The sequence below is a fragment of the Streptomyces rishiriensis genome, from assembly GCF_030815485.1.
Classification (GTDB): domain Bacteria; phylum Actinomycetota; class Actinomycetes; order Streptomycetales; family Streptomycetaceae; genus Streptomyces; species Streptomyces rishiriensis_A.
This window is the reverse complement of record NZ_JAUSWV010000002.1, coordinates 4,486,068-4,501,632: the sequence shown is the minus strand read 5'-3', so window position 1 is coordinate 4,501,632 and position 15,565 is coordinate 4,486,068. Positions and strand designations below refer to the sequence as shown.

The window sequence follows — 15,565 nt, the reverse complement described above, 5'->3', positions numbered from 1 at the left end:
TCACCCACCCGCCGGGGCCTACTGCGCGCGCCACTTCTGGTTGGGCGTGCCCGAGCACGTCCACAGCTGGAGCTTGGTGCCGTTGCCGGTGCCGTTGTCCTTGGCGTCGATGCACTTGTCGGCCTGCGGGTTGACCAGGTCGCCGTACTGGCTCAGCACCCACTGCTGAGCGGGATTGCCGGAGCAGTTCGCCACCTGGATGACCGCGCCGTCGTCCTTCGAGCCCCAGGCGACGTCCATGCACAGGCCGAGCGCGCGCACGGTGCCGTCGCTCTTGAACACCCACTTCTGGTTGGCCGACCCGGCGCAGTCCCACAGCTGGAGCGGGGTGCCGTCCTTGCCCTTGCCGTTCTGCGCGCCGGTGATGTCGATGCACCGGTCCGAGGCCTGGCCGATGATCACGGCGCCGGGTACCGGGGCCGTCGTCTTCGTGCCGCCCGAACCGCTGGATCCGCTCCCGCCGCCGCTGCCCGACTCCGGGGAACCGCCGGACCCGGAACCGCCGCTGCCGTCCTGCTCCTCGGCCGGTGCGGAGGACGTCTGCTGCTCGGGCAGCGGTGCGGCGGAGGCGTCCACCTTCGGCGCGGACGGCGCGGACACGGACGGGCTGGGCAGCGCCGTGCTGCCGGCCTCCGCGAGTTTCTCACTGGCGCTGGTGGTGACCTGCGGCTTGTACGCCAGCCAGATCATCACGAACGCGATCGCCAGGGCCAGCGACAGACTGAGCGCCGTCGCCAGCCAGCGCGGCAGGAACCCGCGCTGCACGAACGTGCCGTCCACCGAGAGCGGCACCGCCCCCGACCGCTGCACGTTCAGCGCGTACGGCCGCTGCTCCTTCGAGCCGAACCAGATGATCTGACGGGGGCGCAGCGTCGTGTCGACGAACACCGCCCGTCCCGGCTCGATCTGCACGCTGCCCGGCCGGAACTCGTACCCGAGGTGGTCACCCATGTCGGTGCCCGCGACGGAGGCCGTCACCCGGGTGTTGCCGATGTTGTCGATCGCGAGCCGGGGCCGGCCGCGGAAGCGTCCCTTGACCGTCGGCGGGACCAGTTCCGCCCGCACCTCGGTGAACGGGGTGACCGTCAGGTTCCCCTCGGGGACCGTGACCGCTTCGGGGTGTTCGGTGGGCGTGATGCGCACCGCGTAGGGGTTGGGGCCGGCCGTCGCGTCCGGGGTGCGCGGCGGGGCGAAGGTCAGTTCGACCGTGCCCGTCGTACCGGGATAGAGACGCAGCGTCTGCGGCTCCACCGTCGTCCAGGGCGCCACGGCGCCCACCGGCTCGAAGCGGTACTCGTCGACGACGTCACCGGTGTTGCGCACCCGCAGCCGTACGGTCGTAGTGCCGCCGGGGTCCACGGTCGCCGCGGCCGGTTCCAGAGAAGTCCACAGAGTCACCTGTCGACGCTATGACGCCGGGCGGGGGCGCGTCAGGAGGCCGTGGGGCACCACCGCTGCCCGAAAGGGACGGGCGGTCCTGCCCCCGCAGACGGTTCACGGCCGCGGGCCCCCATCCCGGCCCGGGCCCCGGGGCCCGGGACTGCGCGGACTGCGCGTCAGACCGTGAAACGGACCGCCTCGAGCTGGAGCTTCTGCTCCATGGGGCTGCCGCCGTAGATCCAGTCCCCCGGCTTGGTGCAGCCGTTGCCCAGCCAGCCGCGGTCCTTGACGTGCGCGTTCTGGCAGACGGAGTCCTCGAGGGTCTTGATCGTGAACCCCTCCATCGCGGCGACCGCCGGCTTGCTGGAGCCCATGTACATGTTGACGCCGTCGGACGCCTTCGACCACTTGTCACCGGTCAGCCAGCCCCCGACCACATGGGCGGCGTTGCCCGTGACACCGCCGGTCCTCGCCGTGGCGATGTTGAGGGCCTTGATCGCCAGGTTCTTGCCGGTCGTGCCGGCGATCGCGCCGTCGCAGACCGGGTCCTGCCAGCCCTTGTCCGCCACATAGGCGCGGTAGCAGATGTGGCGCCCGTCGCTGCGGGCCGCCAGCTTGTTCACGGCGTCGGCCGCCGTCTCCTGCTTGGGCTTCACGGGGGCCTTCGACTCGCTCCCGCCGCCGTCCCCGCTGCCGCCGCCGCTCGCCGGGGCCTCACTGGTGGCGGGGGCCTCCACCACGGCGGGCGCGGTCGGGGTGGGCACCAGCGCCGGGGCGCTGGGCGTGGCCGACGGACTGGGCGCCAGGGTGCTGACGCCCGCCTCCGCGAGTTTCTCGCCGGCACTGCTGGTGACCTGCGGCTTGTACGCCAGCCAGATCATCACGAACGCGATCGCCAGAGCCAGCGACAGACTGAGCGCCGTCGCCAGCCAGCGCGGCAGGAACCCGCGCTGCACGAACGTGCCCTCCACCTCCAGCGCCTGCGCGCCCGACCGGCGCACCGCCAGGTGGTAGCGCTGCTCCTCCTTCGAGCCGAACCAGATGATCTGGCGCGGGCGCAGCGTCGTGTTCACGAACACCGCCCGCCCCGGTTCGATCTGCACGTTGGCGGGCTGGAGTTCGTACGACAGCCGGTCACCGTTGTCGCTGCCGCTCAGCGAGGCGGTGAGCTTGGTGTTGCCGATGTTGTCGATCGCGAGCCGGGGCCGGCCGCGGAAGCGTCCCTTCACCGTCGGTGGGACCAGTTCCGCCCGCACCTCGGTGAACGGCGTGACCGTCACGTTCCCCTCGGGGACGGTCACCGCCTCCGGATGCTCGGTCGGGGTGATGCGCACCGCGTAGGGGTTGGGGCCGGCCGTCGCGTCCGGGGTGCGCGGCGGGGCGAAGGTCAGCTCGACCGTGCCCGTCGTGCCCGGGTACAACCGCAGGGTCTGCGGCTCCACCGTCGTCCAGGGCGCGGTCGGGCCGACCGGCTCGAAGCGGTACTCGTCGACGACGTCACCGGTGTTGCGCACCCGCAGCCGGACGGTCGCGCGGCTGCCGGGGTCGACGGTGACGGAGGCGGGTTCGAGGGAAGTCCACAGGCTCACGCGCCGACGCTACGGGGAGGACCGCGGGCGGGGTCAGAGGCGACGGGGCAGGGTGCGTGCCCTGCCGGGCCGCGACCGGCTGCCCGAGGGGACCCGACGGGCCCTGCGCCACCCCCGGGTCGGCCCCCGTGCTGCCGTCGGTGCCCCCGTCGTACCCGCGGTGACGGGGGCGGCGCGCACGGGTTCCGGCGGCCCGCGCTGCCTTCGAGGGCAACAGCCGTGCCCCGGACCGTGCACCGGAAGCCGTTTCGGGGGACGCGCTTCGCGCGTGACGGTGAAAGACGTCCTGACGCGTACCCCGAGGAGAGCACAGCATGCCGTCCTACCTGTCGCCCGGCGTATACGTCGAGGAGGTGGCCAGCGGCTCCCGCCCGATCGAAGGGGTGGGCACCTCGGTGGCGGCCTTCGTCGGGCTCGCCCCGACCGGCCCCCTCAACGAGCCGACCCTGGTGACCAACTGGACCCAGTACGTGGCCGCGTTCGGTGACTTCACCGACGGCTACTACCTGGCGCACTCCGTCTACGGGTTCTTCAACAACGGCGGCTCGGCGGCGTACGTCGTCCGTGTCGGCGGCTCCTCGGCGGGTGCCGCGGGAGACGCCAAGTCGCCCGCCGCGGTCGCGGGTTCCGGCCCCGCGCCGGCCGCCCTCCCGGCCGGTGAGCCGAAGCAGCTCGGCACGTTCACGGTGACGGCCGTGGCGCCGGGCGAGAACGGCGGCGCGCTGAGCGTGGAGGTCGCGGACGCGGAGGGCGAAGGCCCCGCCGAGCGCTTCAAGCTGATCGTCAAGGACGGCGACAAGGCCGTCGAGACGTTCGACGTGTCGGCGAAGAAGGGCAACCGCTCCTACGTCGTCACCCAGGTCAAGGAGCGCTCCAAGCTCATCACCGTGGCCGAGGCCGCGCCCGCCGCGCAGCTGGCCCGCCCGGACAACCAGACGGTCGCGCTGGCCGCGCCGCCCGCCGGCGCGCCGGCCGGCGCGGTCGAGGCCGCGCAGCCCGTCGGCCCCGCGCAGTACCTGGGCGACAGCTCCGACCGCACCGGCTTCGGTGGCCTGGAGGCCGTCGACGAGGTGTCCATGGTCGCGGTGCCCGACCTGATGGCCGCCTACCAGCGCGGCGCGATCGACCTGGAGTCGGTCAAGGCCGTCCAGCTGGGCCTGATCGCGCACTGCGAGCTGATGGGCGACCGCGTCGCCATCATCGACCCGCCGCCCGGCCTGAACGCCCGTCAGATCCGGGTGTGGCGCCAGGAGACGGCCGGTTACGACTCCAAGTACGCGGCCCTGTACTACCCGTGGATCAAGTCCTTCGACCCGTCCGCCGGCAAGGCCCGGCTGATCCCGCCGAGCGGCCACGTGGCCGGTGTGTGGGCCCGCAACGACTCCGAGCGCGGCGTCCACAAGGCGCCCGCGAACGAGGTCGTGCGCGGCGCGGTGGACCTGGAGATCCAGATCACCCGCGGCGAGCAGGACCTGCTGAACCCGATCGGCGTGAACTGCATCCGGGCGTTCCCGGGCCGGGGCATCCGCATCTGGGGCGCCCGCACCCTCTCCTCGGACCCGGCCTGGCGCTACCTGAACGTCCGCCGGTACTTCAACTACCTGGAGGAGTCGATCCTGATCGGCACCCAGTGGGTGGTGTTCGAGCCGAACGACCACGCCCTGTGGGCCCGGATCCGGCGCAACGTCTCGGCGTTCCTCGTGAACGAGTGGCGCGGCGGCGCGCTGTTCGGCGCCCGTCCCGAGGAGGCGTTCTACGTCAAGTGTGACGAGGAGTCCAACCCGCCGGAGTCGGTCGACCTCGGCCGCGTGATCTGCGAGATCGGCATCGCACCGGTCAAGCCCGCCGAGTTCGTGATCTTCCGGCTGGCCCAGTTCTCCAGCGGCAACGGAGAGCTGGAGGAGTAGGCCCCTCACGCCTCTTCGGCCCTCCGTCGTCGGATCGTCGTCGGATCGAACCTCCTCACCACACTTAGAAGGAAAGCCAGATGAGTCTCCAGCCGGGTGACGCCCTTACTTCACACAATTTCGGCCTCCAGATCGACGGCGTGATGGTCGAGTACCTCGCCGAGGTCAGCGGCCTCAGCCTCGAACAGGACGTCATCGAGTACCAGCAGGTCTCCGCGCAGGGCAAGCCCGTCACCAAGAAGCTGCCCGGCGTGAAGAAGGCGGGCACCTGCACGGTCGTCCGCGGCATGACCCAGTCCGCGGCGTTCAACCAGTGGATCACCGAGTCGATCAACGGCGTGATGGGCACCGCCCGCAAGAACGCCACGATCATGGTGATGGACTACCAGAACAACCCGGTCAAGCGGTACAACATGCGCAACGCCTGGTGCAGCAAGATCGACACCAGCTCGGTGAAGGCCGGCGAGGCCTCCGCGCTGACCGAGACGGTGACGATCACGTTCGAAGAACTGGTCATCGAGTAATGCGGCGCACGGCTGTCCGGGCCGCGGCGGCGAGCGGGGAGCCGCAGGAGGCGCTCCCGGCCACCGCCGTGCCCGAGTCCGAGTCCCTGTCCGGCTCCGCGTCCGCGTTCTCCGCGCCGGGCGCGGCCGCCGCCCCGGCCCCGGCGCCGTACCGGCTCCAGACGGAGTTCCCCTTCGAGCTGCCGCGCGGTTACGTCGACGACGCGGGCACGGTCCACCGCGACGGCGTGATGCGGCTGGCGACGGCGCGGGACGAACTGGTCCCGCTCCGCGACATCCGCGTCCAGGAGAACCCGGCGTACCTGTCGGTGGTGCTGCTGGGCCGGGTCATCACCCGGCTCGGCAGCCTCCCGCTGGTGCACGACGGCGTCGTGGAGAACATGTTCGCCTCCGATCTGGCGTTCCTCCAGGACTTCTACCGCCAGGTCAACGCCGAGGGGCACACCCGCGCCTCGGTGCAGTGCCCCCACTGCTCGGAGCCCTTCGAGGTGGAACTCGGCGGGAGCCGCCTGGGGGAATCGTGACGTACGCGACCGACCGGCTGCACGAGGAGATCGCGTACGTCGCCTACCACTTCCACTGGAGCCAGGACGAGATCCTGGACCTGGAACACCACGACCGGCGCCGCTACGCCGACCAGATCGCGTCCCTGGTGACCCGGGGCGGGGCGGAGGGCTGAGGCATGGGGTTCCTGGAACGGTTCCGGGGCGGCCGCGGGAGCGGACGCGCGGACGGCTCGGGCACGTCACCGGCCGCCGCCACCGGTGCGCCGGCCCCGAGCAGCGGCGCTCCGGCGCCGGTGAGCGGTGTCGGTGCGGTGCCGCGCGTCGTAGCGGCCGCCTGGCCGACGCTTCCGCCCATCCAGCGGGCGGCGTCCGGCGGCACGTCGGGGGTCGCCGACGCCGGGTTCGGCGGCCGGCTGGCCACCTGGCAGAACCCGTCCTTCACCGGCACCGGATTCCAGGCCGTGCTGGACGCGGCGCCTGGCGGGCTGATGAGCAGTCTGCGGACGGCTCCGCCGGCCGCCGAACCCGAGCGGGTGGCCGCACCGCCCCGGCCGACGCCCCTGCAGCGTTCCGTTCCCGCCTCCCCGGCGGCCGCACCCCGTCCGGCCGTGACCGGCCCGGGCGCGACGGCCGGTCCGGGTGCACCGAGTGCCACGGGCGCCAGGCGCGGTCCTACCGCCGGTGCCACGGGCGCTGCGGGTACTGCGGGTACTGCGTCCTCGGGTACGGCACCGCGCCCGGCCGGGTCGGCCGCTTCCCCGTATCCGACGGGGGGCGCTCTGCCTGCGGCTCCGGCTTCCCCGGCGGTGCCTGTGGTGCCGTCCCGCCCGGCGGAGCCGTCCGCTCCCGCCGCCTTCCCGGCGCGGGGCATCCGGGTGTCCCCGGCCGGCCCGGTCCCCTCGACCGGCCCGGCCCCGTTGACGAGGTCCGTGTCGGCGCCGGTACAGCGACGCAGCCTCCCCGCCCGACCGGCGTCCCCGTCCGCCTCCCCGGCATCGGCCCCGGCCCCTGCCTCGTCCGCCGGCGGCGGACCGGCCCGGGCGTCCGGCCGGGGTGCGGACACCGACGGCGCAGGCCCGGCGAGCGCCAAGGAGCCCGCTCCGGGCCCGCGCGGAGGTGTCGCCGCGGCTTCACCGGCGGTGGCGGGCGACTCCGGCGCGGGGGAGGCCCGTAAGGCTGCCCTCCCGCCCGTCGGGCTCCAGCGAGCGGTGCCTCTTCACGACGGTCCGGGGCCCAGCGGCGCCCCGGTGCGAGTACAGCGAGCGGTACCCGGCGCGGTCTCGGGCACGGGTGACGCCGGTGCGACTGCCGCCGGCCCGTCGGCGCCGGGTGGCGTCACACCCGCCGCGCGGGCCGGCACGGCTCTGCCCTCGTCGGCGAACCCGCCCTCCGCAGCGACCGGTTCGGCTTCCTCGGCTGCTTCGCGGGCAGCGGCCGTTCCGGCGGCCGGTTCCACCGGGTCTCCCTCGGCGGGCGCCGGTCACCCCGTGCAGCGTGCTGTTCCGGCGCGTACGGCCCCGTCCGCCTCCCCCGGCGGGGCGCCCGGCGCGAGCGGCCCGGGGGCGCCGGGCAGCGGCCCCGCCGTACCTCGGCCGGGAGGAGCGGAACGTGGCTCGTCGCCGACGTCCGCCGCCGGTCCGCCCGCCCGGACCGTCCCGCCCGCCCCGACCGTCCAGCGCTCCGGCGCGGTCGCTCGGGTTCCGGTGAGCGGACGTCCAGCGGCCGACGCGAACTCCGCTCCGACCGCCGACGCCCCGACCGGGCCGTCGGCCGCCCGTGGTTCGGGTTCCCGATCCGGTTCCGGTCCCGGTACCGACTCGGGTTCCGGTTCCGGACGGGTGCCCGGCTCCGGTTCTGTGCCGGCCCCGGGATCTTCCTCCGCCCCGACCGCCGCTGCGACCTCCGCCGCCGCTCCCGGCCCCACGCGAGGCTCCGGTCCTGCGCCGGGCCCGAGCCCGAGCACCGGTCCCGGTTCGCCCACGCGTCCCGGCCAGACCTCCGGTGGTGGCGGTCGTACGTCGTCCCCCAGCGTGCAACGGGCGGCGACGACGCCGGACTCGTCCACGGGCCGCACCGCTTCCTCGCGTGACGGTGGCCGCGCATCGACGCCCGGCGTGCAGCGCGCCGTGACGGCACCGACCCCGGCCTCCGGAACCGGCCCGAGTTCCGCATCCGCTTCCGGTTCGCGTGCGGCCTCCGGTCCTGGTCCTGCTTCGGCGCCCGGCCCCGCCGTGTCCCCGCCCGACGGTGGCCGCGTGCCGACGCCCGGCGTGCGGCGCGCCACGGCGGCGCCGTCTTCGCCCACAGGCTCCGGCCGCCCCGCCTCGACGCCACGCCCGGCCCCGGGTCCCGGCGATGCCGGCCGCGCATCGACGCCCGGCGGGCAACACGCCGTGGCAGCACCGGCCCCGGCACCTGTCCCGGCGCCGTCCCCGCCGACGACCACGCCTGCGCCCGCGCCACTCCCCGCGCCCACCGGCCTTCGTACGGGACCCATCGACGTGCAACGTTCCGTCTCAGCCCCCGTTGCGGCCACTCCGCCCGCGCGGGCCGCCGCCCCCGCTCCGGGTGGCGTGAGCGATTCGGTGCCGGCGCACACCGGCCCGGCGCTGCCGGCCCGCTCCGCCGCCGACCGAACGGCCCCCGCTGCTGTCTCGACCTCCGCGTCCGCCCACGCATCCACTCCCGGGTCCCCTTCCGCGACGAGCGTCCAGCGGGCGGCCGCCGGGCAGCCCGCCCCCCGGCGTCGCGCGGGCCTCGGTGCTCCGACGAGCCTTCCCCCGGGCCGACCGGGCCCGGTGGCACCGCCCCACCCGCCCACCGCGTCGCCGACGCCTGCCGCGGCACCGGCTGCGGCCCCCGTCCGCACGCCCCAGGTCGCCGATCCCGCCCACCGTGCCGACGCCCCGAGCGCCCTGGCCGAACCGCTCCCTCGGCCACGGCGTGCCACCCCGCTGGGCGCCCCCGTGCAGCGCGCCGCCGTGCCGGTCACCGCCGCCGCGCAGCCCCCACGCACCGCGCCCGCGCGCCCCGCGCTGGGCGCTCCGCTCTCCACCCGCCCCGCCGACGCGGCACCGTTGAACGCACCGCTGAACACACCGAGCGGTATCCCGATCGCGTCCCAGGACGGGGCCTCCCGTACGGCGACCGGTCCCGCAGGCACCGCCTCGGTGCTCCGCCCGCCCACGGCCCCCGTCGTGCAACGCAGCACCGCAACGCCCGGCGCCCCCCAACTCCCCCTCCACACAGCGGCGTCCGGCCACGGCACCGGCATTGGCTCCCCGACGCGTCGTCCGGCACCCCTGCCACAGGACACCTCCCCCGCCCCCATGGGCGCCGCCCCTCACGCGGCCGCCACGACGGCGGCGACCGGACAGGGCCACCGGCACCGCCCCGAGGCTCCCGTCTCCCTCACCGGCAGGCCGCCGGGGCCTGCGGTGTCCCCGGCGCCCTTGCAGCGCCTCGCCGTCAAGGCGCCCGTGCCGTTGCGCCGGACCACGCCGTCCGCGGCCGCCGACCGGCCCGTGGCGCATCCGTATCCCACCCCCGCCCCGGCACCCGCCCCGGCACCCGCGGCCCTGCCCGCCGCCTCCGCCCCGCCGACTCCGTTCGTCCAGCGTCGACCGCTGCCCGCCCCCGTATCGGCGGCCACGGCCCCCGTACGTCCCTCCGCACCACCCGCATCACCGGCCGAGGCGGCACCCGCGCCGGTCCCGGCACCCGCGCCCAGGCCCCTGCCCGCGGCTGCGACGCCGCCCGCCCCCGTGGTGCAGCGGCGCGCCGCCCCACCGCCTCCCGCACCGCCCAAGCCGCCCCGTCGCGCCGGCGGGCCCCCGGCCGACGCCGACCGGGGCGCGGCCGATCCGGCTCCCTCGCGGGCGCATCACGGTTTCGATCCCCGCGACCTCACCGACTTCCAGCTCGACGAGCTGACGCACCGCCTGACCGGCCGCATCACCCGTCTGCTCCGCACCGAACTGCGGCTCGACCGCGAACGCATCGGCAGACTCCGCGACCCCCGCCACTGATCCCCGACGCGCCCGACGCCCCCGACCTCCCCCTCTCCCAGAAAGGCCAGGCTCCCGATGCCCTCCGATCTCGACCCGGGCTCCACCATCTTCTTCACCCTGACCATCGACGGCGAGAGCCTCGGTTTCTTCAACGGGTGTGAGGGGCTCTCGTCGCAGGTGGAGATCGAGCACCGCCAGGAGGGCGGCAACAACGGCTTCGTCTGGCAACTGCCCTCCCGGGTCACGTTCTCCACGATCCGGCTGACCCGGCCGCTCACCCCGGACACCACCAAGGTCGCCAAGTGGATCTCGTCGGTCACCACGGGGGTGACCAGGCCGACCGCGCAGATAGCGGCGCTGCGCGCGGACGGTTCCGAGGTCGCCCGGTGGGGGCTCATCGACGTGCTGCCGGTCAGCTGGCAGGGACCCTCCCTCAGCCCGGACAGCCCGGGTGTGGCCACGGAGGTCCTGGAGATCACCCACCACGGCTTCACGGACTGAGGACCGGCACGGGAAGCGGACCAGGACCAGGACCAGGACGAGGCAGGGAGTAGCAAGCCATGGCCAAGGGAAGCAAAGGCGGCGCCGGCAAGAGCCTGGTCCGTGCCACCCTCGCGATCCACGAACCGCCGGTGGGCACGAGCACGACCCCCGGCGGGCTGATCAAATCCTTCGGGTTCGACTTCAACCCGTCGCAGCTCCAGCTCGGCCGCCGGGCCCAGTGGAAGGTCACCCCCACGGCGGCCGTCCGGGACGGCTCCGTACCGGAGTTCATGGGCCCGGAGCCCCGCGAGATGACCGTCGAGATCTTCCTCGACACCTCGGACCAGCCCGGCAGCAACACCGTCCTGAAGAAGGTCGAGTCGCTGCTGGAGTGCTGCGAGGTCACCACCAAGAGCATCGCCGCCAAGCAGCCCTCGCCGCCGTGGGTGGTGTTCCAGTGGGGTTCGTTCTCCACCGCCCGCTTCACCGCCTACGTCAGCAGCATCGACGTCACGTACTCGCTCTTCGGCACGACCGGCGTGCCGATCCGCGCCACCTGCCAGGTCCGCCTGAACGAGATCCCCAGCAAGACCAAGGGCCAGAACCCGACCTCCGGGGCCCTCACCGCGCAGCGCGTGCACCGGGTCGTCGCCGGTGACTCACTCCAGTCGCTGGCCTGGCGGGAGTACGGCGACGCCTCCGCGTGGCGGTCCATCGCCGAGGTGAACGGCATCGACGACCCCTCCCGGCTGCCGACCGGCATCGAGCTGGTCCTGCCGGCCGCCGAGGAGGTGCGCCACTAGTGGTCCAGTCCGCGTTCTCCAGCGTCATCCAGGTCACCCTCGGGGGCGGTCCCCTCCCCGTCGACATCGCGCCACTCCTCGTCGACGGCTGGGTCGACCAGGGGCTCGGTGTGCCGGCCGCCTTCCGGCTCACGTTCCGCGACCCCGGCCGTCAGGTCCTCGGCAAGCTGAACGTCAAGTTCGGCACCCCCGTCGTCCTCGCCCCGATCGCCGACGGCAAGGGCGCCTCCGACCCGCTCTTCACCGGCGAGGTCTGCGGCCTGGAGGCCGACTACGACGGCACCGGCTCGTTCACCGTCATCCGCGGCTACGACTTCGGCCACCGTCTGATGCGCCAGCGCCGCGTCGCCGCCTACCGCAACCAGAGCGCCTCCGACATCGCCCGCAAGCTGGCCGCCCAGGACGGCGTCCCGGTCGGGAAGATCCAGTCCACCAAGACCGTCTACGAGTTCATCAGCCAGGCCAACGTCACCGACTGGGACTTCCTCGCCCGGCTGGCCGACGAGAACGAGATGGTCATGTCGGTGGACTCCAAGGGCAAGTTCCAGTTCGTCAAGCCGGACCCGGCGTCCGGTGCGCCGCCCACTTCCACCCCCGGCGACAAGAGCCCGTTCGTCCTCGAGGCCGGCACCGACATCCTCCGTCTGCGGGCCGCCGTCACCGCCGCCGAGCAGGTCGGCTCCGTCGAGGCGCGCGGCTGGGACGTGACGACGAAGAAGAAGCTCACCGCGACCGCGCCCGCCAGGACCAACCCGGGCATCAGCATCGGCACGACCCCCGGTGAGGCCGCCGCCAAGTTCAAACCGGCCAAGCTGGTCGACGCGCAGACGCCGTACGACCGGCAGTCGGAGGTGAAGTTCGCGGCCGAGGCCCTCGCCGACGACGTCACCGGATCCTTCGCCGAGCTGGAGGTCATCGCGCGCGGCACCCCGAAGCTCCGCCCCGGGCTGCCCGTCACCCTCGCCGACGTCGGCGCCCCCTTCGAGGGCAAGTACACCGCCACCTCCGTTCGGCACGTCTTCGGCGACGGCAAGCACTACGAGGCCTGGGTGACGGTCAGCGGACGGCAGTGGCGGTCGCTGTACGGCCTGTCCTCCGGCGGCGGGAACGCGTCCAACGGCCTGAACCTGCCCGGCACCGTCAACGCCCTGGTCACCGACGTGGGGGACCCGCTCAGGCAGGGACGCGTCAAGCTTCAGTTCCCCTGGCTCGACGACGCCTACGTCAGCGACTGGACGCGCGTGGCGCAGTGGGGCGGCAAGCGCGGCGGCTCGATCTTCCCCCTCGACGTCGGGGACGAGGTGCTGGTCGCCTTCGACCGGGGCGCCCTGGACCACCCGTACGTCATCGGCGGCCTCTACAACGGCAGGGACAAGCCGACCCCCGTCAAGGACGTGCCCCTGCACGACGGCGCCCGGCAGCGGGCTTCCCGGCACACCCTGTCCGACCGCGAGGGCAACCGGATGGACCTGCTCAGCCAGCGGACCGGCGGTAAGCAAGGCGTACGGCTGACCAGCGGCGACGACAAACTCGTCATCAACCTGGACCGGGCGCAGACCGAGATCACCGTGGACAGCAAGGGCACCGTCAGCATCACGGGCAGCCGCTCGGTGACGGTCAAGGCGGGCACCGACCTCACCCTCACCGCGGGCCGCAACATCGCCATCAGAAGCGGCGGCTCCATCACCCTGCGGGGCAACCTGATCAACATCAGGTCGATGACGGGCATGGTGTCGGTGGACGCGGCGGGCCTGCTCAACCTCAAGGCGGGCGGTGCGGCCACGTTCAGCGCGGGCGCCGCCGTCCAGATCAACTCCACCGCCAACGTGGGCATCCGGGCCGCCACCCTGCTGCTCCAGGGCATGGTCATGGTCAACGCCAAGCCGTACCCGCTGCCGTGACGCGCGGACGGCACGCCGTGAGAATCAGGAGAAGGCAGGTGGCCCTCTGATGGCCGAGCAATTCGTCGGTTCGGGCTGGGCGTTCCCGCTCCGCATCGGCCCCACCGGGGGCATCGCCCTGGTCAGCGGGGAGCGCGAGATCGAGGAGGCCATCCGGCTGATCCTCGCCACCGCGCCGGGCGAGCGCCCCATGCGCCCGGAGTACGGCTGCGCCATCCACGACCTGGTCTTCGCCCCGGTCAACGAGGCGACGGCCGGGCGTATCCAGCACGAGGTGTACACCAGCCTGGACCGCTGGGAACCGCGCATCGAGGTCACCGACGTCGAGGTCACCGCCGGCGCCGAACAGGGCGTGCTCTTCATCGACGTCCAGTACGCGATCCGCGGCACCAACAATCCGCGCAGTCTCGTCTTCCCCTTCTACGTCATTCCGTCCCACGACGAGCCGGGTCTTCCCGGTCCGTCCGGTACGGCTTCCGAAAGCGATCGCTGATGGCCCTGCCCTCCCCGAACCTGGACGACCGCCGCTTCCAGCAGTTCGTCGACGACGCCAAGCGCTACATCCAGCAGCGCGCACCGGAGTGGACCGACCACAACGTCTCCGACCCGGGCGTGACGCTCGTCGAGACGGTCGCCCACATGGCCGACCAGATCGTCTACCGCCTCAACCGCGTCCCCGACAAGAACCACCTGGCCTTCCTGGACCTGGTCGGCATCCGCCTCTTCCCGCCGTCGGCCGCCCGCACGGAGGTGACCTTCTGGCTGTCCGCGCCGCAGGACGAGCCGGTTCTCCTCCCGGTGGGCACCGAGGTGGCGACGGTCCGCACGGAGAGCGAGGAAGCGGTCGTCTTCGCGACGGAACGCGAACTCAACGTCGTGCCCAGCGAGTTGCAGCACCTGGTCGTACAGCACCGGGGTGAGCCGGTCACCGACCGGACCAGCGACCTCACCGAGGGCAAGGACCTGCTCTGCTTCGCCGAGGCGCCGCAGCCCGGCGACTGCATGCTGTTCGGCCTGAGCGCCGCCGTCCCGCACTGCGCGGTGGTCCTGGAACTGGACAGCCGCGTCGACGGCGTCGGCGTCGACCCGCGCCAGCCCCCGCTGGTCTGGGAGGCGTGGACGGAGGACGGCTGGCAGGAGTGCGAGATCGACCGCGACGGCACCGGCGGCCTCAACCGCCCCGGCGAGGTAGTCCTGCACATCACCGGCGGCCACGTCCTGTCCCGCTCCGGCGGCCAGGAGGCCGGCTGGCTGCGCTGCCGCGTCACCGAGCCCCTCCCCGGCCAGCCCTTCTACACGACCTCCCCGACCGTGCGCTCCGCCGAGGTGTTCACGGTCGGCGGCACCGCGCCCGCCGTGCACGCCGAGACCGTCCACGACGAGGCCCTCGGCGAGTCCACGGGCCTCCCCGGCCAGCGCGTCGGCCTCGCGCACTACCCCGTCGTCGGCGACCATCCGCCGCTCCTGCTCCAGACCGCCGAGCACGAGGGCTGGTCCGACTGGCAGGTCGTCCCGCACTTCGCCGCCTCCGGCCCCGACGACCGCCATGTCACCCTCGACGCGGCCACCGGCGAGATCGCCTTCGGCCCGTCCGTCCGCGAACCCGACGGCAGACTCCGCCAGTACGGGGCCGTCGCCCCCAAGGGTTCGGTGATCCGCGCCCGCCGCTACCGCACGGGCGGCGGCCGGGCCGGCAACGTGGCCCGGGGGGCGGTCCAGGTGCTCCGCACCTCCGTCCCGTACGTCTCGGAGGTCGTCAACCGGGAAGCGGCGCGCGGCGGGGTCGACGGCGAGACGGTGGAGGAGGCGAAACTCCGCGCGCCGATCACCCTGCGCGCCCAGGAGCGGGCCGTGACCCTGCGCGACTACGAGGAACTCGCCCGCCGCGCCGCACCCGAGACCGCCCGCATCACGTGCCTGGAGGGGCAGCCCGACGAGCACGGCTCCTACGCGGTACGGGTGCTGGTCGTCCCGCAGGCCGTGCCGGACCCCGGCGGCCGCCTGCGCTTCGAGCAACTGGTGCCCGGCGACTCCCTTCTGGACCGCATCACCCGCCATCTCGACGAGCGCCGCCTGATCGGCACCAGGCTGGCCGTCGGCCCGCCGTACTACCAGGGTGTGACGGTGGTGGCCACGGTGCACGCCTTCCGGGGCGTCGACACGGACCGCGTCCGCCGTCAGGCCCACGACGCCCTCTACCGCCACCTCGACCCGCTGACCGGCGGCGCGGACGGCAAGGGCTGGCCCTTCGGCCGCCCGGTGCAGTCGGGCGAGGTCTTCGCCGTCCTCCAACGCGTCCCGGGAGTGGAGCTGGTCGACCAGGTCATGCTGCACCCCGCCGACCCGCTGACGGGCAAGCGCGGCGAGGCCACCGACCGCATCGACCTGGCCGCCCCGGCCCTGGTGTTCTCCTACGACCACCGGGTGCGAGTGATCGGGGACGGCGCATGAGCGACGCGAAC

Annotated in this window: 12 protein-coding genes; 10 read left to right on the top strand and 2 right to left on the bottom strand. The window is 73.8% G+C overall.

Annotated features, from left to right (window positions below):
* Positions 1–18: 18 nt before the first annotated feature.
* Both QF030_RS22550 and QF030_RS22545 read right to left on the bottom strand, forming a co-directional pair.
* On the bottom strand, positions 19–1,398 hold the full coding sequence (locus tag QF030_RS22550) for a ricin-type beta-trefoil lectin domain protein (protein ID WP_307164452.1): 1,380 nt from the start codon (positions 1,396–1,398) through the stop codon (positions 19–21).
* 158 nt (positions 1,399–1,556) lie between these two features.
* Positions 1,557–2,969, bottom strand: a complete 1,413-nt coding sequence (locus QF030_RS22545) for a hydrolase (protein ID WP_307164451.1) — start codon at positions 2,967–2,969, stop codon at positions 1,557–1,559.
* A gap of 314 nt (positions 2,970–3,283) precedes the next feature.
* Here QF030_RS22545 and QF030_RS22540 point away from each other — a divergent pair, with 314 nt between their 5' ends.
* The 10 genes from QF030_RS22540 (at position 3,284) to QF030_RS22495 (ending at position 15,554) form a co-directional block, all read left to right on the top strand.
* Positions 3,284–4,876: a phage tail sheath family protein gene (locus tag QF030_RS22540; protein ID WP_307164450.1), complete on the top strand. Its 1,593-nt coding sequence runs from the start codon at positions 3,284–3,286 to the stop codon at positions 4,874–4,876.
* A gap of 80 nt (positions 4,877–4,956) precedes the next feature.
* Complete coding sequence (locus tag QF030_RS22535) at positions 4,957–5,400, top strand: phage tail protein (protein ID WP_020132887.1); 444 nt, start codon at positions 4,957–4,959, stop codon at positions 5,398–5,400.
* On the top strand, positions 5,400–5,924 hold the full coding sequence (locus QF030_RS22530; protein ID WP_307164449.1) for a hypothetical protein: 525 nt from the start codon (positions 5,400–5,402) through the stop codon (positions 5,922–5,924). Before QF030_RS22535 ends, QF030_RS22530 begins: the two co-directional genes overlap by 1 nt.
* Positions 5,921–6,079 (top strand): DUF6760 family protein, encoded by a 159-nt coding sequence (locus QF030_RS22525; protein ID WP_307164448.1) that lies wholly within the window; start codon positions 5,921–5,923, stop codon positions 6,077–6,079. The genes QF030_RS22530 and QF030_RS22525 overlap by 4 nt, the downstream gene beginning before the upstream one ends.
* 2,625 nt (positions 6,080–8,704) lie before the next feature.
* Complete coding sequence (locus QF030_RS22520) at positions 8,705–9,934, top strand: hypothetical protein (protein WP_307164447.1); 1,230 nt, start codon at positions 8,705–8,707, stop codon at positions 9,932–9,934.
* Positions 9,935–9,991: 57 nt separating this feature from the next.
* On the top strand, positions 9,992–10,417 hold the full coding sequence (locus QF030_RS22515; protein WP_020132884.1) for a phage tail protein: 426 nt from the start codon (positions 9,992–9,994) through the stop codon (positions 10,415–10,417).
* 59 nt (positions 10,418–10,476) lie between these two features.
* Entirely contained in the window at positions 10,477–11,202 is a 726-nt protein-coding gene (locus QF030_RS22510; protein WP_307164446.1) for a CIS tube protein, read from the top strand.
* Positions 11,202–13,103, top strand: coding sequence for a VgrG-related protein (locus QF030_RS22505; RefSeq protein WP_307164445.1), 1,902 nt, complete (start codon positions 11,202–11,204; stop codon positions 13,101–13,103). Before QF030_RS22510 ends, QF030_RS22505 begins: the two co-directional genes overlap by 1 nt.
* A gap of 49 nt (positions 13,104–13,152) precedes the next feature.
* Entirely contained in the window at positions 13,153–13,596 is a 444-nt protein-coding gene (locus QF030_RS22500) for a GPW/gp25 family protein (protein WP_020132881.1), read from the top strand.
* A complete protein-coding gene (locus tag QF030_RS22495; protein ID WP_307164444.1) occupies positions 13,596–15,554 on the top strand; it encodes a putative baseplate assembly protein in 1,959 nt (652 codons plus the stop codon). The genes QF030_RS22500 and QF030_RS22495 overlap by 1 nt, the downstream gene beginning before the upstream one ends.
* Positions 15,555–15,565: the final 11 nt, after the last annotated feature.